Origin of the sequence: Acidicapsa acidisoli (genome assembly GCF_025685625.1) — a bacterium.
Lineage (GTDB): Bacteria > Acidobacteriota > Terriglobia > Terriglobales > Acidobacteriaceae > Acidicapsa > Acidicapsa acidisoli.
Genome location: NZ_JAGSYI010000007.1, coordinates 98799 through 119430, shown reverse-complemented (window position 1 = coordinate 119430; position 20632 = coordinate 98799). Strand labels below are relative to the sequence as shown.

15 protein-coding genes and 1 tRNA gene are annotated in these 20632 nt (G+C 55.7%); 7 read left to right on the top strand and 9 right to left on the bottom strand.

Annotation, left to right across the window (positions count from 1 at the left end; all coding sequences use genetic code 11):
* Positions 1-15 precede the first annotated feature (15 nt).
* The 3 genes from OHL23_RS27990 to OHL23_RS27980 form a co-directional block, all read right to left on the bottom strand.
* On the bottom strand, positions 16-1797 hold the full coding sequence (locus OHL23_RS27990) for a CRTAC1 family protein (RefSeq protein ID WP_263355388.1): 1782 nt from the start codon (positions 1795-1797) through the stop codon (positions 16-18).
* 80 nt (positions 1798-1877) lie between these two features.
* On the bottom strand, positions 1878-2933 hold the full coding sequence (locus tag OHL23_RS27985) for an alpha/beta hydrolase (RefSeq protein WP_263355387.1): 1056 nt from the start codon (positions 2931-2933) through the stop codon (positions 1878-1880).
* Between the two features lie 134 nt (positions 2934-3067).
* Complete coding sequence (locus tag OHL23_RS27980) at positions 3068-4390, bottom strand: glycoside hydrolase family 18 protein (protein WP_263355386.1); 1323 nt, start codon at positions 4388-4390, stop codon at positions 3068-3070.
* 184 nt (positions 4391-4574) lie between these two features.
* Between OHL23_RS27980 and OHL23_RS27975 the strand changes: the two genes are divergently transcribed.
* Positions 4575-6119 carry a DUF1593 domain-containing protein gene (locus OHL23_RS27975; RefSeq protein WP_263355385.1) on the top strand — a complete coding sequence of 515 codons (1545 nt, stop codon included), beginning with the start codon at positions 4575-4577 and terminating at the stop codon, positions 6117-6119.
* Between the two features lie 13 nt (positions 6120-6132).
* Here OHL23_RS27975 and OHL23_RS27970 read toward each other — a convergent pair whose 3' ends face one another.
* The 4 genes from OHL23_RS27970 to fumC form a co-directional block, all read right to left on the bottom strand.
* Complete coding sequence (locus OHL23_RS27970; protein WP_263355384.1) at positions 6133-7134, bottom strand: acyltransferase family protein; 1002 nt, start codon at positions 7132-7134, stop codon at positions 6133-6135.
* 2 nt (positions 7135-7136) lie between these two features.
* Complete coding sequence (locus OHL23_RS27965) at positions 7137-7265, bottom strand: hypothetical protein (protein ID WP_263355383.1); 129 nt, start codon at positions 7263-7265, stop codon at positions 7137-7139.
* A 99-nt stretch (positions 7266-7364) separates the two neighbouring features.
* A tRNA-Ser gene (locus OHL23_RS27960) sits at positions 7365-7456 on the bottom strand.
* Positions 7457-7903: 447 nt separating this feature from the next.
* Positions 7904-9337: a class II fumarate hydratase gene (gene fumC, locus OHL23_RS27955; RefSeq protein WP_263355382.1), complete on the bottom strand. Its 1434-nt coding sequence runs from the start codon at positions 9335-9337 to the stop codon at positions 7904-7906.
* Positions 9338-9958: 621 nt separating this feature from the next.
* Here fumC and OHL23_RS27950 point away from each other — a divergent pair.
* The 3 genes from OHL23_RS27950 to OHL23_RS27940 are packed head-to-tail and all read left to right on the top strand — an operon-like array spanning position 9959 to position 13655.
* Positions 9959-10258 carry a YtcA family lipoprotein gene (locus OHL23_RS27950; RefSeq protein ID WP_263355381.1) on the top strand — a complete coding sequence of 100 codons (300 nt, stop codon included), beginning with the start codon at positions 9959-9961 and terminating at the stop codon, positions 10256-10258.
* Positions 10259-10275: 17 nt separating this feature from the next.
* A complete protein-coding gene (locus OHL23_RS27945) occupies positions 10276-11490 on the top strand; it encodes an HlyD family efflux transporter periplasmic adaptor subunit (RefSeq protein WP_263355380.1) in 1215 nt (404 codons plus the stop codon).
* A 2-nt stretch (positions 11491-11492) separates the two neighbouring features.
* Positions 11493-13655, top strand: coding sequence for an FUSC family protein (locus OHL23_RS27940; protein ID WP_263355379.1), 2163 nt, complete (start codon positions 11493-11495; stop codon positions 13653-13655).
* A gap of 121 nt (positions 13656-13776) precedes the next feature.
* Here the strand turns inward: OHL23_RS27940 and OHL23_RS27935 are convergent, their stop codons facing one another.
* Complete coding sequence (locus OHL23_RS27935; protein ID WP_263355378.1) at positions 13777-15276, bottom strand: sialate O-acetylesterase; 1500 nt, start codon at positions 15274-15276, stop codon at positions 13777-13779.
* A 370-nt stretch (positions 15277-15646) separates the two neighbouring features.
* On the opposite strand from OHL23_RS27935, the gene OHL23_RS27930 reads away from it, so the two are divergent.
* Positions 15647-16777, top strand: coding sequence for a hypothetical protein (locus OHL23_RS27930; protein WP_263355377.1), 1131 nt, complete (start codon positions 15647-15649; stop codon positions 16775-16777).
* Positions 16778-16803: 26 nt separating this feature from the next.
* Positions 16804-17250: a DUF6526 family protein gene (locus OHL23_RS27925; protein ID WP_317891734.1), complete on the top strand. Its 447-nt coding sequence runs from the start codon at positions 16804-16806 to the stop codon at positions 17248-17250.
* Between the two features lie 86 nt (positions 17251-17336).
* Here OHL23_RS27925 and OHL23_RS27920 read toward each other — a convergent pair whose 3' ends face one another.
* Entirely contained in the window at positions 17337-18932 is a 1596-nt protein-coding gene (locus OHL23_RS27920) for an ABC-F family ATP-binding cassette domain-containing protein (RefSeq protein WP_263355376.1), read from the bottom strand.
* Positions 18933-19230: 298 nt separating this feature from the next.
* Between OHL23_RS27920 and OHL23_RS27915 the strand changes: the two genes are divergently transcribed.
* A complete protein-coding gene (locus tag OHL23_RS27915) occupies positions 19231-20589 on the top strand; it encodes a multicopper oxidase family protein (protein ID WP_263355375.1) in 1359 nt (452 codons plus the stop codon).
* Positions 20590-20632: the final 43 nt, after the last annotated feature.

Genomic DNA, 20632 nt, shown 5'->3' with positions numbered 1-20632 from the left:
AGACGGGACACTTCTCTAGTGTCGGGGAGAATCGCTGCCGGGCGCGGACGGTTCATCGACCTGAATCTGTCTATCTGCTTTGACATTTGTCAGGGTCTGTACAATTCCGCTTGGCCAGTGAATTTCAATGCTCTCTGCAACGGAACTATCTCCCATTCCGAAATGAACCCGTGGGTCGCTGGAGGAGAGATAGCCGCTCGAAGTCGTCGCTGTCACCCACTGTGAGCCCTGCGAGGTCGTCAGCTTCACCGCCGCGCCGATGCCATCGCGATTGCTCTTGTGTCCGGTGAGATGCAGTGTTATCCAGTGGTTTGCATTAGCCGTTTCATTGTGCAGGATGTGCGCAGGCCCACCGTTTGTCGTGACCACAGCATCGATACGGCCGTCATTGTCGATGTCGCCGATGGCCATGCCGCGACCGACCCATGGCTTGGTGAATACGTCCCCGGAGATGGAAGAGACATCCACAAATTTTCTGCCCGAATTGCGAAGCAGAATCATGGGCTCGCGGTAGTGAAGGTTCGGGGATGTCTTTTCAACCGTATCAAGATCATGCCCTTGCGCGATCAGCAGATCTTTCCAGCCATCGTTGTCATAGTCAATGAATCTGAGACTCCATCCCGAATGAAGAAGCGTGATAGCGCCGATGCCATTGGAGTTTGATGCATAGTCAAAGGTTCCATCTCGCTGATTGTGGTAACTTGCATATCTCTGATTTGCCAGGTCAGTTATAACGAGGTCGGGCCACCCATCGTTGTCATAGTCCGCGAAGTCCACGCCCATGCCCGCGTAGGTTTGTCCGTCGGCATTCACTGCAACCGCGGATTCCAAACCCACCTCCTCAAAACTTCCATTTGGCTTCTGATGGAAGAGAAATTCGGGAGCCGAGTCATTGGCGACGAAGAGATCGATTCGCCCGTCTCGATCATAGTCGGCAATTGCAATACCCAGCGCCTTGGCTGGTTTGTCCAGTCCCAGCTTATGTGATACCTCCGTGAAATGGCCATTGCCATCGTTGTGGTAAACAAGCATGGAGATCGGTTGAAAAACATCCGGGTGGCAATATGCCCGATATCCCTCACGATGTTCGCCGCACCAGACGTCCTCCCAATCCCACGTGACATACCGATCTACCACGAGGTCGAGTCGACCGTCGTTGTCTAGGTCTACCCATGTGGCTGAAGTTGACCATCCACTGCCAGGGACCCCTGCCTTGTCTGTTACGTCTGTGAACGTGCAGTCGCCGTTATTGTGGTACAGGCGATTGCCTCCATACGAGGTGACAAAGATGTCTTCATAGCCGTCGTTATCATAATCGGCAACCGCGACGCCCATGCCGTAGCCAACGCCCTGTAGTCCGGCCTTTTCGGTGATATCTTCAAAGGTCCCATCCGGTTTCTGGTGATACATCCGATTCCAATATTGCGGGCCAGTCTTCTGGGGAATCGACCCCTTTGGCTCGGGGTCGGAATAGGGCGCACCGTTCACCAGATAGAGATCGAGCCGGCCGTCGTTGTCGCAATCAAAAAGCCCTACGCCGGAACCCATGGTTTCGATCAGATACTTGCGGGAAGTATGCGGAGCCTGGTGGAGAAAACGTACGCCGGATTTCTCGGTGATGTCGACAAACCGACCCGGAGAACCAGCTTGAGGTGTGGTCGAGACATTGAGTGGTGCTTTGCCCTGGGTAGATTGCGCCGATGCGGCGACAACCATGCAATACCAGATCGTTGCTAACGCCAGCGCGGCTGTCCATACGGATGCGGACTTCATCTTGCGGAGAATCTCCTGCGTCATTCTCTCCCCAGCTCCTGAGTTCACAGTGTATCGTTAGCGGAGAGGCGAGTGCGCCGGTCGATCGATCCGGTCATGCCCGATTAATGGCCAAGATGGCTGTCGAAGAATGCGGTGATCTCTCCGAATGCCTCCTTTGTTTCGGGCACGCGATCGTCGAACTGATACTGGGCGTGCGATTGGCCTTCAAAGACTTCGAGTTGAGCGTCGACGCCGGCCTCACGCAGCTTGCGGTGAACGCGCACGGTGTTGCTGAGCAGTAGATCGCGCGTGCCGGTGGTCAGGATGGCCGGAGGAAAGCCGTGCATATCTCCGTAGACGGGTGAGAGCAGCGGATCGGTGAGCGGATGACCGTGTGCGTAGACAACAGTTGCGGCATCGCAGGAACCATCGCGGGATACCAGGACGTTATCGACCATCTCATTGGTATAGAACGAATCGCCCGTCTTGGTAACATCCGACATTGGGGTACCGGGTGCGATCGCTCCTGGCAGGGGAATCGCCAATTGTTTGGCGCGTAGCATCATCTCCAGCACCAGAGCTCCACCCGCGGAAGTGCCGAAGACGGCGATGTTTTTGGGGTTGGTGGTCTTGAGCGCCGCCTTGTATACGGTCATAGCATCGTCCAGCGCGCCGGGAAAGTAGGCCTCAGGGGGCATTCGGTAATCGACGGAGATCACTTTGAAGTGTCCCAGTCCCGCCATGATGATAGCCTCGGATGTTCCCGCCTCACCCGGGAAAAGCACATAACAGCCTCCGTGTACGTGAATGAGGAGTTTGTGGCGGTGTTCGGGAGGAATGACGTCTGGTGTCACGATGTAGACCCTCACGCCGTCGATCGTGTCAGGCCGTACTGTAACGTGAAGTCGTTGACGCATTGCAGGCAGGGCCTGCACGCTCTTAGCCGCCTGCGCGTTGGCCGCTGTTCTCCACTCTTCTCCGGTCTTCCACAATTGATTCCAGTTGGGGTTGCGCGGCGCCGCGATGATACTTTGCATGCCTGGGCTGACATCGGTTGGCACGGGCAGAGTCTTGGCAGGCACCTGCAAAGGAGGATGCGTGGCATCATTGCTCTGCGCGGCGGCATAAGTTGCAGCGAGAGCGGTGCAGGCAAGCAGAAAAATCTTGGTGCGGTTCATCCATATTCTCCTTCGACTGGGATTATGAGATGTCTATTTGAGTAGAAGGCCGTTTGAAAAGTCTCTGCCCATGCATAATGTCGCAGTTTGCCGGTAGCTAAATCGCTGACGAGAACGCATCCTTCCAGTTTCGATTACTTAAGTCCTGCCGCTATGAGCTTTGTCAGGGAACCGTCGGGATCGTCGTCATTGAGCGCCCATACGTAGGCGCCGCCAAGCTTGTTCTCTCGGATGTAAGCCGTTTTGGTCGCGACCGAAGCGGGAGAGTCATAGGTGTAAAAGGTCTTGTTGAGCGGATTGTAGAGCGTCGCTCCAACTCTGGCCGAATCGTACCAGGCGGTAACGCCGTTCGCCCGGATAAGCTTCTCAATCGTCGCGTACGTCAAGAATCCCGGAGTCAGGATGGTGTCACAACCCGGCGACGGAGCCGCTTTATTCGGTTTCGGACAGTAACCCGATCCATCGGCTAGAAGTACGGGAGCGGGGGCTGCGGCATTTTGATACAAACCATGGTTCCCGTTGGGAACGCCCGTCCAGCCGACGGCATACAACGGCAGACCCATTGTGTATTTGGCCGCCGGGACGCCCGTCTTCAAATAAGCCTTTACGGTCGCGTCGATGTCGGGTGCGCCATCGTGCGAAGGGTTCGCGCTGGAAGCGAAAAGGGAAGAGGCTTCATTGGTTTGCTTATCCTCGGGCGCCGCTAAATCGTAGCCATCAATAGTGAGGAAATCCACTTGCTCGGCGGCAGCTCTTAGATCTATGTTGGCGTATTTCCTCGGATCCGCTGGTGAATCGAAGGTTAGAACATACTGCTTGCCCGTGTTCTTCGACAGAGCATCGAGCTGCGTTCGGAACTCTTTCAACAGGGCAGTGAAATTCTCTTTGTCTGCCGCGGATGGAAACTCCCAGTCGATATTGAAGCCGTCGAAGAGACCGGGAGCGCGAACGCCAGCAGCGATGTTGCCTTTGACGAACAGATCGATGCACGATGAGGCAAGCGCCGCGCGTCCATTGGGCGAAGCGGCAGCGGCCACCCAGCCAGCGGCGTTGCCGGCCTGCCCTCCGAGCGAGATCAGTACTTTCAGGCGCGGATGCAACTCTTTGAGTTGCAGGATCGCTCCGAAATTCCCATAGAGGGGTGCCGTGTAGGGTTTGCCGCTCACACTCGGCAGGGACGCATCCAGGTAGGCTACGGAGGGATCGTCGACAGCGCACGAAGGCGTTGAAGTCGGAGTCACATCACCAAAGGCGTAGATCAGGTGCGTCAGTTCATCGGCAACCCCATTCCTTTGCAAATCCGCAATTGTGAATCCGCCATAGCGAACTCCCCACTCCTCGAAGTAGCCTCCGATGACCTTTTTTGCGTGCGGTGTTTGAGCCAGAGAGGGAGAAACACATATCAGTAGAGCCAACCAGCGCATAACTATTTGAAACGGGTGAAGATCTTTCGTCATTGCAAATGTCTCCCGAATTTAGCAAAGTTTGGGCTTACGGAGTATAGAGGTGCAGAGGATCACTGTGCGAACATGCAGGATGTTGTAGGATCACTCTCGACAATTCCTTGCGTGGCTGTCAAATAATCCGGCGTAAGAGAGCCGGTCTGAGGCAGGGAATCGATGAATGCACCCGGAGGCGACAATGCGAACGGAAGAGTGGATAAGACTCTGTTCACGCGCGTGGGTTTGTCTATTTGCTTTCTTTATTGCGCCGATGGTGGCCGGGGCGCAATCTGTCACACCACCAGCCGCAGATAACTTTGCCGGTCATCCGCGCGTGGCCATCATCAGCGACATTGGGAATGAGCCTGACGATCAGATGTCGTTTGTGCGCCTGCTGCTTTACTCCAATGAATTCGATCTTGAGGCCATGATTGCCTCCACTTCGACATGGCAAAAGAGTGCAACACACCCCGATACCATGCATGCCATCGTTCAGGCGTATGGCCAGGTGCGTCCCAACCTGCTGTTGCACGCGAAGGGCTGGCCCACTGCGGAGTATCTCGATCAACGCATTTTTGCCGGCCAGCCCGCTTACGGCATGGCGGCCACCGGAGTAGGGAAAGCATCTGCCGGTTCACAGGCGCTGAGCAAGGCCATCGAACGCGACGATCCACGTCCGCTTTGGATTTGCCTTTGGGGCGGCGTAAACACACTGGCCCAGGCGCTCATCGATCTGCGAGCTACGCATTCCGCCACTGAGATGGATCAGCTCGTATCCCATCTGCGCGTCTCTTCCATCTCTGACCAGGATGACGCGGGACCGTGGATTCGCCGCGAGTTTCCCACGCTCTTTTATATAGTCAAGCCCAGCGCGCCCAATGGCGAGGAATACTATTACGCAACGTGGACCGGCATCAGCGGCGATCTCTATTACCGTAATGGCGCCGGCGCCAACACCAGCGTTGTAACCAATGAATGGCTTGAGGCGAATATCCGCGCCAAGGGTCCGATGGGCAAGTTTTACCCGCGCTTTATGTTCATCATGGAAGGCGATACACCGTCGTTTCTTGGGCTGATTGACAACGGGTTGAATTCGTATCGCCGTCCGGACTGGGGTGGTTGGGGCGGACGCTATGTTTATCGCCAGCCCTATGGCGAGTCCCACGCCATCTGGACCCAGGGTGGCGATGAATTTACTCGCGCAACCTCGCAGGACCGCGTTATCGGCATCGATGGGGTTGAACATGTTTCGGACCAGGCAACGATCTGGCGTTGGCGGGATGCTTATCAGAATGACTTTGCCGCGCGAATGGATTGGACGATCAAAGATTTCGCCCACGCGAACCACAATCCGGAAGTTGAGGTGAATGGGCAAGCTGGGACCGCTCCTGTCGAGCTAACCGTTGACGCCAAAGCAAGCTTGACTCTTGACGCGGCAGGGAGCAGGGATCCTGACGGGCAGACACTCCATTACCAGTGGTGGGTTTATGAAGAAGCCGGACTTGCAGGTACGCATGGAGCCGACGTTAGCATCAATAGAGCCAATGGTCCGCAGGCGCAGGTCACGATTAATTCGCCCTGTCGTGAGGTGTGGATACCGGGAATCATGCCTTGTCGCGGAGAAGGCGTTGCCCACGTCATCCTCGAAGTCACAGATGAGGGTACACCGAAACTCACATCCTATCGGCGTATTGTGCTGCACGTAAGGCCGCTGCCGATAGCTTCGGTTCCGGCGGGAATATAGGCAGCAAAGGACTCTAGTGCACCGGTACGGCTTGGGTGACTGGAGAGGAATGGCTGAGCAGCTTCTTTTCAAAGAGATACCAGGAGACGGAAGCATAGGCAATCGTGACGGTCAGACCAGCGACCACTGTGAGAGCTGGTGAGAAGCGGGTTCCGATCAGGGTCAGCACGCCCAGGTGAACCAGGTACATGGTGTAACTGATCTGGCCAATATAGGTGAGCGGTCGCCAGCGCAACAGTGCTACCTTCCATCCGCTCAGTGCCCAGAGCATCACCCCAAGACAGGAAAACAAAGCGCACTCGTAAATCAGGACATTTCCGACTCGTGTGTTGCCATACGTGCTGATGCCAAATCGCGATAGAATCCACAAGCCCGCGAGTCCTGTCAGCAACAAGATCAGGCCAAGCCTTGTACCCCAGCGTTCAATCGCGGCTCGACGGTGTCGGTAGGCCAGGCAGAGCAGGGCGCCCGTCGCCAGCAAATCCATACGGAAAGGCGTGAGCGTGTAAATGGCCCAATGCTCATGAAAATGGAAGACACCTCGCAGCACAGGTGCAAGCACTACCAAAAGGGCTGCAAGACGTCCGAGGTATTTTTCGCTGAGGAAGTATACGGCGAAGGGCCATACAAGGTAGAACTGTTCCTCTACCGCAAGAGACCATAATGGGTCGAAGGCGACAGGATGCGGGATGTGCAGAGGAAGCAAAAGATTGGTAAGCAGGATGTAAACATACCAATGGCGCGCCCAAGCAAGGCCGAAGAAGAGACTCATCACCAGGAGGGTAAGAATGTAAGGGCCGAGGATTCTGCGGGCGCGGCGCTCGTAGAATCTGGAGAAATATTGGCCCAGAGTTTTCCGCCTGGCGTTAAGGAGAACGCCAGTGATCAGAAATCCCGACAGGATGAAGAAGAGGTCGACGCCCATCCACATCATCTTGAGCTTGAGCGCATGATGGAGAAACACAGCCAGTATGGCCAGCGCCCGAACCCCGTCCAGTTGGACAATCCTCTTCATCTTCACTGCTCCTTTAGCAGCGTTTTCAGCAATGCCTTGGTCCAGAGAGTGCAGTTAGGAGTGGCCTTTTCGCGGTCGAACGACCATCCTACCTTTGACCTGATGTAGAGCTTTGCAGGACGGCTCGCCATTTCTCGCCTCCAGGAGGAAATACCGAGAAATGGGCTATTTCGAGAAAAGTAGTAACAAGGAATAGTAGCGAGCTGCGTAAACCGTTTAGAATCAGTGAATGGCGGAGAGTGAGGGATTCGAACCCCCGGTAGCCTTTCGACTACGTCTGATTTCGAGTCAGGTGCATTCAACCGGGCTCTGCCAACTCTCCGCTTTGTTTACAACGACTTACGAGGTGCTCTCTGGTCTCGCCTTCACTAGTCGGCAGTTTTGATCGTACTCTGTGCCATCGAAACGCGTTCCATCGTGCCATGATTGACACCAAGATGCCCATGCCGCCTAGTCATCTATGCCGTCTGGCGCCCCAGGAGTTCCCCCGACCGTGTGCAGATCCACGCCGGCCATAACCAGTCTACTGGCGAAGGTATGGCGATTGCAATGCCACGTATCGTTTCTGAGCCCAACTCGCTCCACTGCGGTAAGGAATCACCCGCGGGGACTCTTCGCGTTCGGAAGCAAGAGACTCCTGTTCGATTCTTTTTTGCAATTCTGCGAGGGGCCGCCGAACTCTTCGAAGCGCGTCTCTTCCGAATGAATAGGAGCGAAGCGAAGAGCAGCCTCTGGTTGATAAACCCAGAAGTCGGGGCAATGAATGTCTCTACTGGACTTCAGGACATGTCATCTTTTCGGGGCGCAAATATTTGTCGAACTCTTCCTCCGTGAGAAACCCAAGCTCGTGATTCGCTTCGCGTAGCGAGAGTCCCTTCTGATGCGCTGCCTTGGCCAACGTAGCGGCCTTGTCGTAGCCGATGTGCTGATTGAGCGCGGTCACAAGCATCAGGCAGTTCTCCACATACTCGCGGATGCACTGGAGGTTAGCTTCCATGCCCTCCACGCAGAACTCCACAAACATGTGGCAGGTGTCAGTCAACAGCCGCGCCGAGTGCATGAAGTTGTAGATCATTACTGGCTTGAATACGTTGAGTTCAAAGTTGCCTTGGCTGCCCGCGAATGCGATCGCAGTATGATTGCCGTGTACTTGTACGGCCACCATCGTCATCGCTTCACATTGCGTGGGATTAACCTTGCCCGGCATGATCGAGCTGCCCGGTTCGTTCTCTGGAAGGTTGAGTTCGCCTAATCCGCAGCGCGGCCCCGAACCGAGCCAGCGAACGTCATTGGCGATCTTCATCAGCGAGGCCGAAAGTGTCTCGAGCGCACCGCTCGCAAACACAAGCTCGTCATGGGCCGACAGCGCGGCAAACTTATTGGGATGCGAGCGGAATGGCAGGCCTGTCAGTGCTGCGATTTTTGTCGCAGCGCGCTCAGCGAACTCCGGGTGCGTGTTCAGTCCGGTGCCCACGGCTGTCCCGCCGATAGCAAGCTCGTAGAGGCCGTCGAGCGTCGATTCCATGCGAGCAATATCGCGCGCGAGCAGGCTCGCCCACCCGCCCATTTCCTGGCCAAGCGTGAGCGGCGTTGCATCCTGCAGGTGGGTGCGTCCAATCTTGACTACCTCCGCGAACTGCTTTGCCTTCGCTGCGATCGCATCGTGCAGGCGCTGCACAGCCGGAATAAGTTGCTCCTTCACTACCGATGCCGCGGCAATATACATCGCCGTCGGAAAGGTGTCGTTCGACGACTGCGACATGTTCACATGATCGTTCGGATGAATGGGATTCTTGCTGCCCATCTCGCCGCCTGCAAGTTCGATAGCGCGGTTCGAGATCACCTCATTGACGTTCATGTTTGTCTGCGTGCCCGAACCCGTTTGCCAGATGCGCAGCGGGAATTCGTCCTTGTGCTTACCTGCAATCAACTCATCGGTTGCGCGGACGATCAAATCCGTCTTGTCCTGCGGGAGTTTTCCTAAATCGTGATTTACAAGCGCCGCCGCCTTTTTCAGGATGGCGAAAGCCCGGATCAACTCCGGCGGCATGCGGTCTTCGCCGATGGCGAAGTGGTGCAGCGAGCGCTGCGTCTGTGCTCCCCAATAATGATTGGTCGGGACTTCAGTTTCTCCCATGCTGTCGGACTCGATGCGTGAGTCCGGCCTGGTCTCTTGGTGCGTCTCTGCCGCTCTCTTATTCATGTCCACACACTCCAATAGATGAGATGCGCGATCCGCATATGCGGGAAGTCCGTGCCGCAACGGAGACTTCTTGCCAATTGTCGCAGCCACACCGAATAAGTGCTGTCGATACTTTGTCGACAAGGCTGATATCCAAGAGTTATCGGCTCGAAGCGATATCGCAAATGTTCTAGTGCCAGTATGACGGCGTCCAGCGTATGTGGGGCTCCAGATTACTGAAGGCATAGATGGCGATAATAGGGCATCGAATTAGAGGAAAAAGCACGACTAACGCTTAGGCTTCCGGCGGTTCCATGAGCAGTCTGATGCATGGTGTTTTAGCGTGGCAGGTTCGAGGAAATAAGTATCGATAAGTCCTTGAGCTGCATCTAAATTGCCCGTTGAACCAACGAAGGGATTCAATGTGTCCGATTGGCGCTTCGGATACAGCCGCAAGATTTATCATGATCGTGAGTGTTATGCTAACCGCATTTTGCCTGGCCCTTATAGATGTTGTCTCCGCACAGCGTGCTGTAGCCGTGGCACGTAGCGCCCACGTGAGCGCGCGCCCATTAGCTGCTGACCAGCATTGCGCATTAGCCATCCAGACTGGAGATCTGCTCGACGCAAAAGGACACTAAGATGACGAGAACGCTGAATTCGCTCAGCCGCAAACGTCTGATCCGACCGGTCGCGGTCACAGCCTGCTCTATTGCCGCGCTCTCGACGGCAGGATGTTCCCGCGCGCCCTCCTTCGATATTCTTGGCTCGTTCTTCCCAGCATGGATATTGTGCGGAGTCATCGGGCTACTGCTCACCGTTGTTGCGCGCTTGTATTTTGTGCATATCAAGCTGGAAGACCAACTGAAGCCGTTGATCCTCGTGTATCCCTGTCTGGCCGCATTTTTCGCATTTTCCCTTTGGCTGCTGTTCTTCAATTAATTAGGAAAGGAGAAGAGATGCCCGAAGATGACCTGACGTCTCGATCCGGGCGCGTCGGCCAAATCGTGAGGACTTCCATCATTGCGGGCGCCTTGATTACTGGACTGTTGGTAATCTGGCAGACCAATCGATACCCCCGAACCGATGATGCTGAGATTTTCGCGAACTTCATCGGTATCGCACCGCAAGTGGAAGGGCCAATCACGCGGCTGAATGTGCGCGACAATCAATTTGTGAAACAAGGCGAGTTATTGTTTGAGATCGATGATCGGCCTTATAAGTACGCGCTCGAAAAAGCCCTCTCTGACCAGGCTACTCTCGAAGGGCAAATTGAGGACGAACGTCGGAAGATCGCTGCACTGGTAAGCGGCGTTTCCATTGCGCGATCGAATATCCATAGCTCAGAAGCTGACATCGACCGGTGGGCAGCGGATGTCGAAGAGGCTCGTGCAGATGTCGCGAACGCAGAGCAGGGCGTGAGCCGCGCCAAAGCAGAGTGGACCTACGCAAACAATAACTTGCACAGGATTGAGCCGCTGCTTGCAAAACAGTATGTCACAGTAGACCAGGTAGACAGAGCGAGAACGTCCGAGGTTGCTCAGGCCGAGGCACTCAAGCAGGCGGAATCGCAACTACGGCTTTCTCAGGCCGGATTGAAGTCGGCCATAGCGCAGTACGAACACTCCAAGGCTGCCCTGGAGGAAAGCCATGCCCGGCACGAGCAATCAATCAATGCCGTGACCACGCTCGAACCGCTCATTAATCAACGTGGCGCTCGCACGTCGGCCGTAGAAACCGCCCGGTACAATCTCAATAACTGCCGGGTCTATGCGCCATTCGATACGCGTGTTACTAACCTTACGATCTCCGAGGGTGCTTTCGTGCATGTGGGGCAGCAGGTCTTCACTCTGATCGATGCACGCACGTGGTGGGCAATAGCCAACTTTCGTGAAGGAACACTGGAGCACATTGCGCCTGGAATGCGGGCTGATGTCTTTCTACTCTCGAAACCGAGTGTACGTTTCTCCGGCGTGGTAGATAGCATTGGCTTCGGTACGACTCCAGATCCCGATGTCTTTGGCCGCTTGGAACCTGGCCTTCCAGACGCACAGCGAACGCTCAATTGGGTGCACCTGGCTTCTCGATATCCGGTCCGAGTGCGGGTCAAGAATCCTCCCCAGGAGTTATTTCGATTCGGTGAGTCAGCAGTGGTCGAAATCCGCGGGCATTAATTATGGCAACCATTGCTCAAACCGTACCGAAATCGACTGGACGGTCGAGCTGGATCTGGGAGTTTCTCAGAGAGGAGCTTGTACCTTACCCCGGAAGAGCTGCCTTGGTGGGACGCATGGTACTCTCTGCGACTCTTTCCATGCTCATTGTCATGACGTTTCGGATTCCCTATGGCGCGTATTGCGCTATCTACTCGCTTACAATCTCGCACGAAAGCCTTCGGATAACGGTGAAGGCCGCTGGAACGAGGACCCTCTCTTTTGCTCTTGGAACTATCTATTTGCTGATTGGAGCGATTGTTTTTGTTGACGACCCAACGCTGCGTCTTCTCTGGGTATGCGGGACGATGTTTCTGGCGTTCTATGGAATGAGCGCTATGTCCACATTCGTGTCGGCGGTGAACATCGGCTACTTGATCGCAATGACTACCCCGCTCTGGGATAGCCATATCTCTGGCGAACTTAGGGTGGAAGGGACGCTTTGGGCGGTCTTTGCTCTGACGATTGGCAGCGCGGTCGCGGTGGTCGTCGAGTTGCTGTTTGATGCGATGAGGCCCGGGAATGATTTTCTGCGATCCATTGCTGACAGGTTGGCTTCGGTTGAAGCGGTACTCGATTGCTACGGAACAGGAAGGCCAGTGGACCAGGCTGCAGCTAAGAAGATCACACAACTGGCGATGCTGGGAACATCAAGGTTGCGAGGCACCTTGCGCAATTCCAACTATCCGCAAGACTACCGCGAGAAGATGGGGGCCGTAGTGGCGCTGGTTGGGAGACTTGTCGATATTGCCGCAACCCTGATGCCTGTCGGTATTCCGGCGGGAGGTGACGACAGGCAGAGGATACGGGATCTGGCCGCAAACATCGGCAGCATTCGTGTCGATCTATTTAGCGGAAAAGCTCCAGACATACGAGCGTTGTACGACGCAAGTCAACCCACAGGCGGCGTTCCGCTGTTGCATGAGATGGAGAAAACCGTGTCGCTCATTCCTGAAGTTTTCACCGGTTCTGGCTCGGTCGGCGAGCTCAGGCCCTCGGCATCGGATGACAAACGGCCGTCGAACTTTTTTGTTCCGGATGCTTTCTCCAACCCGGACCATCTGAAGTTCGCTTTGAAAGGGGGGCTTGCTGCGAGTCTTTGCTATGTGATCTACAACGCGATTGCGTGGCCGGGTATCAGCACAGCAATCACGACTTGTTTGTTAACCGCATTGTCTACGGTCGGCTTCTCTCGCCAGAAGCAGATCCTGCGATTCACGGGCGCGATAGTGGGCGGCGTTTTCTTCGGGATGGGTGCTCAAATTCTTATTCTTCCTTATCTCGACTCGATTGCTGGATTTACTGCTCTATTCGTCGCAGTGAGTGCCGTGGCCGCCTGGTTTGCAGCGTCTAGCCCTCGATTGGCCTATTTTGGCGTGCAAATAGTGGTCGCCTTCTACCTCATCAACCTTCAGGAATTCAAGGAACAAATTTCTCTAGGTGTAGCAAGAGACCGTGTGGTCGGTATCTTTTTAGGCCTCGCTGTGATGTGGCTCGTATTCGATCAACTCTGGGGTACTCTCGCCTCAGTCGAGTTGAAGAAAGCTTTCGTCGCGAACCTGCGATCTCTCTCTGAATATCAAAGGCAACCCCTTTCAAAAGACAGAAAGATCGCGATCGAGCTCAGCCATTCTCTACGTGAGAAGATCAACACGAACTTTGACAAGGTCAGGAGTCTGGCAGATGGGGCTCTCTTCGAATTCGGTCCCACCCGCGAGGCAGCCCTCGTCCTGCGCAGTCAAATCCGTGAGTGGCAACCAAAACTTCGGATGCTTTTCCTGACGCGTATCACCCTCTACAAATACCGCCTGCAACTCCCCGGCTTCGAGCTTCCGCAAGCCACACGCGCAGCACAACAGGAATGTGATAATCGGTTAGCCGGGATACTGGATCGACTGGCGAACCGAATCGAAGGAAAGCCGTCGACGACAAGCAACGATTTTGAAGACGAACGCAATGTTTTGGAAGATGCGGCCCGGGCCTGCGGTTTGGAGGGATCTCATCCAACAAGTGCGATGGAACTGCAAACCTTTCTTGCTCTCTCCCGCACTGCAGAGAGTCTGGCCACGTCTCTGGTAAACGAAATCGAACGGCCGAAATCGGGGAACAGTATGGACCAGCCGTAAGAAGTCCGCCGAGGCCAGGTAGAGGCTAAGTCGAGGCCAAACGGTTCGCGGCCCTTTCCAGGTACGTTGCTACCGCCATTCGGGTGAAGAAATGTGCTCGCGACAATCGTTCGCGAGATCGCTACTTAATCGAGGTAAATGGAGACGCAGGTAGTCCCGCACCGTTGTAAAGGTGACACTCCGGACTGTTCGCCCAGCCGTATCGCGCGGCAACCGGTAACACAACAGAAGGACTGCTCAAAACCACGGTGCTTCCGTCAATCTTGGCGTCTGCCGGAGCAAACTGACCGTCCGTTCCGGCGACTTCGAACCCCGTCAACGCGCCGCCTTTGGCTTCGAGGCTGGTTGCGTGATCAAACCATACCCGCAAGTTGCTGCCCTCTGGCGTTACCTGGCGATAGAGCGGCCCGGAGAACTCGAGCTGTTCTCCGTAACTCAGAGCACGCGCAGCCAGAGCCAGTCTCCGGCCCACGGTAAGTTTGTCTGTCGGATGCACGTCGTCGGGATTACCGATATCAATCGTCACCGCCATTCCCGTGTTGCGCAACTCCAGCGTCCGCCGTTGCGACTCCCGGATCTGAAAATATTCCTCAGCGGGAGTGGATTTGAAATTCGCCAGTTGCACATACAGAAAAGGGAAGTCGCCGATCGACCATTGGTTGCGCCAGTCCTCGATCATCGTGCGGAAAAGGCGCTCGTAGGTCGGATAACGCTCCAGCGCACTGTTGCTTTCGCCCTGGTACCAGATCACTCCGCGAATCGGAAAAGGAGTAAGTGGCGCGATCATCGCGTTAAAAAGCTGTGCTGGAGCCCATGTGTTCAGCACTGGGTGCCAGGCAAACTTCGGCGCAGGCTTGCCTTGTACCTTGGCCTCGTCGATGAGCCGGGTCCGAACCTTTTGTTCAAGCGAAGCGGAAGCTTCTCGCTCCGTCATATGGCCGCGCGCGGTGAAGACCGGAGCCAGTCCTGGATCTGCCCCCAATGCTGTGAGACTTGTCCATGCCTCTGCAACCGTTCCTCCCCACGTCGAGTCGATCACCCCAACCGGGACGTGCTCGCGCTGCTCGATCTCCTGCGCAAAGTACCAGGCCACCGCTGAGAATTCCTTTGCTGATTCCGGCGTGGACGCGGTCCAGGCCGTTCCGTCGAGGTCGGTCTTCGGAAATTCGGAGAATTCTTTTTTCACAATCATCAGGCGGATCTTGTCATCGGCCGCTTTGGGCAAATCTACGGCTGCTGTCGATGCCTTGCGCATCTCGAATTCCATGTTGGATTGCCCGCCTGCTACCCAGACATCCCCCACCAGTATGTCTTCCAGAGTGATGGTGTTGTTCCCTTTCACCGTGAGTTGGAACGGCCCTCCTGCCGCACCCGGCGGCATGTAAACGCTCCACAGCCCCAGATCATTCGCGGCGGTCGTTCTGTCCTGACCCCGGAAGCTCACAGTTACGCTTTCACCCGCCGCAGCCCAGCCCCACATGTGCACGGGCAGATCACGCTGCACCACCATGTGGCTGTCCAAGACCTTTGGGAGCGTCACCTCGCCGTAAATCGAGCCGGCGTAGAAGAAGGCAAAAAGTGAAATTGCGAAGCGCAGCAGCGCCGGAAATTGAAAACTCAAGTGAACCTCTTCTGAATAAATAGGGTTGGCCAATATTTTGAACGATTTTTCCTTCGAAAGAAAACGGTAACACGCAGGCAGGCAGTGCCGCTAGGGTCCAATCGGTTGGGCTGCAAGGGGGGTGAAAAATACATCGCTTACCTTGTTTTGGAAAGTTCCCAGACCAGGAAAAACCCCGTAATGCGGCAACTTTGAAGCGAATTCTGTGTCTATTTTCAAGGAGAGGCAAACCGCCCTTTGCCTGATGCGCCCTGCGGACTGAGCTGGACGTAGCGGTAAGTTATGCACTGTCAACGACAGTGCATAGTGCAACAGCGCTTAATCGGTCGGTATTTGCTATTTCCCGTACCCCAATTCCGAGAGATCACTGATGCAACTTTTCCAATGGAGCGGGAAAGTAAAACCACAGAGAATTCCCCTGAAAGCAACCGCTCTCTTTCTCCTGCTTTTGTCGGCGCCGCATTTGTTTGCACAGGCCGCGCTGTTACTGGAGCAGCCCTTCGGCGTTTTTGGCACTCTGAATCCAACTGGCCATGCCGCCCTTTATTTGCAGCGCGTCTGCGCTGATTCTCCTGTTCATCTGCGCCTTTGTGAGCCTGGCGAGTATGGAGTCGTCATCAGCCGTTACAAAGGCATGGGCGGTTATGACTGGGTTGCTATTCCCTTGATCCCGTATCTCTATGCTGTCGACGACCCATCCCAGGTGCCTACCCACGTGAATGAGGACACCGTCAATCAACTGCGCAGTCACTATCGCGAAGCCCGCCTCGATGCATTTGGAGCACACCTGCCACCCGGAGGCTTTTTCAACGGGGGCTGGACGGAACTGGTCGGTACTGCATACGACCGCCACACCTATGCCTTTCGGTTTGCGACCACTCCTGAACAAGACAGGGAACTGATCGCACGCCTGAATGCGCAGCCTAACAAGTCGCACTTCAATATCCTCTACAACAACTGTGCCGACTTCGACCGCTTTCTTCTGAACAACTATTTCCCGCATCAGTTCGGGCGCACCGTCTTTCCGGATGCCGGCATCACAACTCCCAAACACGTCACCTACACGCTCGTGAAGTACGGCAAGCGCCACCCCGAGGCGCAGCTAACCGTCCTTGAAATCCCTCAAGTGCCTGGCTATCGGCATCAGAGCCGCGCCATTCACGGCGTAACAGAGACGCTCATCACCAATGGTTATGTAATCCCGGTCGTGGTCCTCAATCCGTACATAGCTGGCGGTCTGCTGGTGGACTATCTGGTACGCGGCCGCTACCATCTCATTCCTAAAAATCCAACCGTCGTAGACGCCGAGCATCTGGACGCATTGGCACAGCCTGCGACTTCGGTCACGAACCCGAGCCCGATATTGACAGGCTTCAGCTCGCAGCAAGACAATCCCATTGATCGAGCAAACGCAATGGGAATGACGCTGAATGGAGAAGGCTCTGTCTCGGCGAACCTCCTGCGGCAAATATCCACGGACAGTCAGAATAACCAGCCCTGAGCACAGATTAGGTAAGAACAGCGCCCATGAGTATGCCAAAACCGCAGAGTTTCCGGAATCACGCGAGCGTCGATCCGCCATTTCACTTCGTTGCAATGGCTGCACTTTTTCTAAACTTGATCTTCGGTATAATCCTGCTATTTCTCAGCGCGCGAAGCCAGCTGATGCTCACACTTTGGATTGTGACTTTGTCCGTGGTGTTACTGATTACGTTCTTCAAGTCACGCATGTACCCGCTCAAAGTGCAGGATCGGATCATTCGCCTCGAAGAGAGGCTGCGCATGGATGCCCTGCTGCCGGAGCCACTTCGAAAGCGCATCCCTGAACTCACAGAGGATCAATTAATCGGACTGCGCTTCGCCTCCGACGACGAACTGCCTTCGCTTGTGGAGCTGACCCTCGACAAGCACCTGGACCGTAAGCAGATCAAAGAGCGCATCCAGAACTGGCGTCCAGACCACTACCGCATCTGAGTCTGGCCAATCAACTCCCGATCGAAATAGAAATGCCCGAGTGAGAGTTGCTCATTCGGGCATCTACTGAAACTGGTTTTCTGGTCTTATTTCTTGTCCAGCCATTCCTCGTAAGGCCCTTTGTGGTCTTCTATCTTCCCATGCTCAAAGTTCCACAGGCGGGTACCCACCTCTTCCAGCAGATCTTGATCGTGCGTGACGAGGAAGACCGTGCCTTCATAGCGTTGCAGGGCGATGTTTAGCGCATTGATCGACTCGAGATCGAGATGGTTTGTCGGTTCGTCGAGGATAAGGATGTTCGGCTTCAGCAGCATCAGGCGGCAGAAGAGCAATCGCGCCGTCTCGCCGCCCGACAGCGCTTTCGTCGGCTTAAGTCCTTCTTCGCCGCTGAACAGCATCTGCCCAAGCAGACCGCGAATCTCCTCGCGCGTAACCTTGGGATCGAACTGATGCAGCCAGTCGGAAACTGTCATTCCGTGCTGAATAATGCCCGAGACATCCTGCGGAAAGTATCCGATCTGCGCCTCGTGTCCCCACTTTACGACGCCCGCGTCGAGTGAGAACTCCTTGTCCGCCTCGCCGGGCACATTCGCGAGGAGGGACTTCAACATCGTCGTCTTGCCCACGCCGTTGCGGCCCATCAGGCAGACTTTTTCGCCGCGCATCACCGCGCCGCCGAAGCCTTCAATGACAACCTGATCGCCGTAAGTCTTGCGGACTCCTTCAATTTCCAGCACATGCTTGCCGCTGGGCCTCAACTGGTCAAATTTGATAAAGGGCCGCTGAATATTTGACCGCGAGAGCTCGGCGCTCTGCAGCCGCTCCACTTCCTTCTTGCGGCTGGTCACCTGCGTAGAACGCGTACCCGCAGCAAATCGCGCGATGAACTCATTCAACTGCGCAACCTTCTTTTCGCGCTGCTCGTTCTGAGCCTCAAGCTGCGAACGAATCTGTGTCTTGGCTACGACCATGTCGTCATACCCACCGGTGTAGGTGATGATCGTCTGATAGTCGATATCGGCCGTGTGCGTGGTGACGCCATTCAGAAAATGTCGATCGTGCGAAATCGTGATCACCGTTCCCTGAAAGCCGTTGAGGAACTCCCGCAGCCAGTGAATCGACTCCAGATCGAGATGGTTCGTCGGCTCATCTAGCATAAGTGCTTGCGGTTTGCCAAAGAGGGCCTGCGCCAGCAGCACACGCACCTTCTGCCCGCCCTGTAACTCGCTCATCTTGCGCTCATGCAGTTCGTCAGGAATGTCGAGTCCTTGCAGCAGCACGGCTGCATCGCTCTCTGCCGTGTAGCCGTCCTCGTCACCCACTACGCCTTCCAGCTCGCCCAGACGCATCCCGTCTTCGTCTGTCAACTCGGCCTTCTCATAGATGCGATCCCGCTCTTCGAGCGCCGCCCACAACGGAGCGTTGCCCATAATCACGGTGTCGATCACGCGGTAGGCGTCGAAGGCAAATTGATCCTGTCGCAGAATTCCGAGCTTGCGTGGGCGCACCACGGAACCCTTCTGCGGCTCCAGTTCGCCCGTCAGAATCTTCATGAAGGTGGACTTGCCGGCTCCGTTAGGGCCAGTAAGGCCGTAGCGCCGCCCCGGAGTAAAGCTCACGCTCACATCCTCAAAAAGGACTTTTGAGCCGTAACGCATCGTCACATTGCTGACACTGATCATTCGTTTCGATTTCCTGCCATGGCCGCCTCTTTCAGCGGCGTGTCGTGAGCCACACAACGGTGCAAGCCCGTCGGGCTTATGAGTTCCAGACTTTTGGATGGTTCGGGCGTGCCTGCCGGGCCGCCCAGCAAGACCTTCTACTCTTCTAGTTTCTCACATCCTGCGTTTTAGAAAAAACGATTGGGGATTCGCCGCATCGCAGCCCGCTTCGACACCCGAACACAAGAAGTTCCTGTCGTACGCAACTCTCGCGCCTCTGCGTTTGCGAACGCTGCATTCCTCCTGCTAACGTCAACCTGTGTTTACTCGTCGCAGCCTCCTCAAGCTCGGCGGCATGGCCGCGGCGTCCGCCGCCTTGTCAGAAAAAGCCCGGACCCTCGCATCCGCTGATTACACGCTGGATATCGCTCCGTACACCGTGGAGCTCTCGCCCAAACACTCCATCCGGACGGTCGCCTACAACCAGCAGATTCCAGGCCCCTTGTTGCGCTTCAAAGAAGGGCAGCAAGTCACCATCGACGTGACCAACCACTCCGCCAGTGAAGAGATTGTTCATTGGCACGGCCTCTTTACGCCGTCGGACGTCGATGGTGCGATGGAAGAAGGCACACCAATGATCCCGGCCGGCGGCAAAGCCAGTTACACCTTGTCTCCGAGTCCCGCGGGCTTTCGCTGGTATCACACCCACACCTTTGCAGGCGAAGACCTGAAAAAAGGCCAGTACACCGGTCTGCACGGACACATCCTCATCGATCCGGCGAATTCGAGCGAAAACCCAGGACATTTCGACCAGGAAATCCACCTCACCCTCCACGACTGGGATGGGGAGATGATTGCCAGCGGCGACGGATCGATGAACCCGGTTTACAAATTCGCGTCCATCAACGGCCGTCTTCTTGGCTCCGGCGACCCGCTGCGCGTCAAGAAGGGCCAGCGCGTCCTCCTGCACATCCTCAATTCGAGCGCTACCGAGCAACATTGGATCGCCTTGGCAGGCCATCAGTTCCGCGTCATCGCCCTCGACGGTAACTCCGTGCCGAATCCTCAGTCGGTGCCCATGTTGCGGCTGGTTCCCGCCGAGCGCGTCTGCGCCATCGTCGAGATGAACAACCCCGGCGTCTGGGTACTGGGCGAAGTGCGCAAGCACATCCAGGCAGCCGGCCTCGGTATCGTCGTCGAATACGCCAACAGCAACGGCAAACCCGTGTGGCAGCAGCCGGAATCACTGCTTTGGAACTACCATACCTTCGCGGCGGTGAATCCGGCTTCCGTGCCTGCCGGAAACGTAATCGACATTCCACTCGTCTTTGAATCCAGATTTGCAGGGCATGGCGCGCCGGATCACTGGATGATCAACGGAAAGTCCTGGCCAAACACCGAAACGATTTCGCTCACCAGAGGCCAGCGCTACCGTCTCAAATTCAAGAACACGAGCTCCGACGATCATCCGGTTCATTTGCACCGTCATAATTTTGAAATTCGCAGCCTTCCCGGGAATCCTCAGACGCAGGGCGTCATCAAAGACGTGGTACTCGTAGAAGCCAAAACCGACGTGGACGTTGAGTTCACGGCAAACAACCCCGGATCAACCCTGTTTCACTGCCATCAACAGAACCACATGGACGAGGGCTTCATGATGCTGTTTCGTTATGTGTGATGTGCGCGGCCGGAAGGAAGAACTGTTTAGCTACCTATGCGTC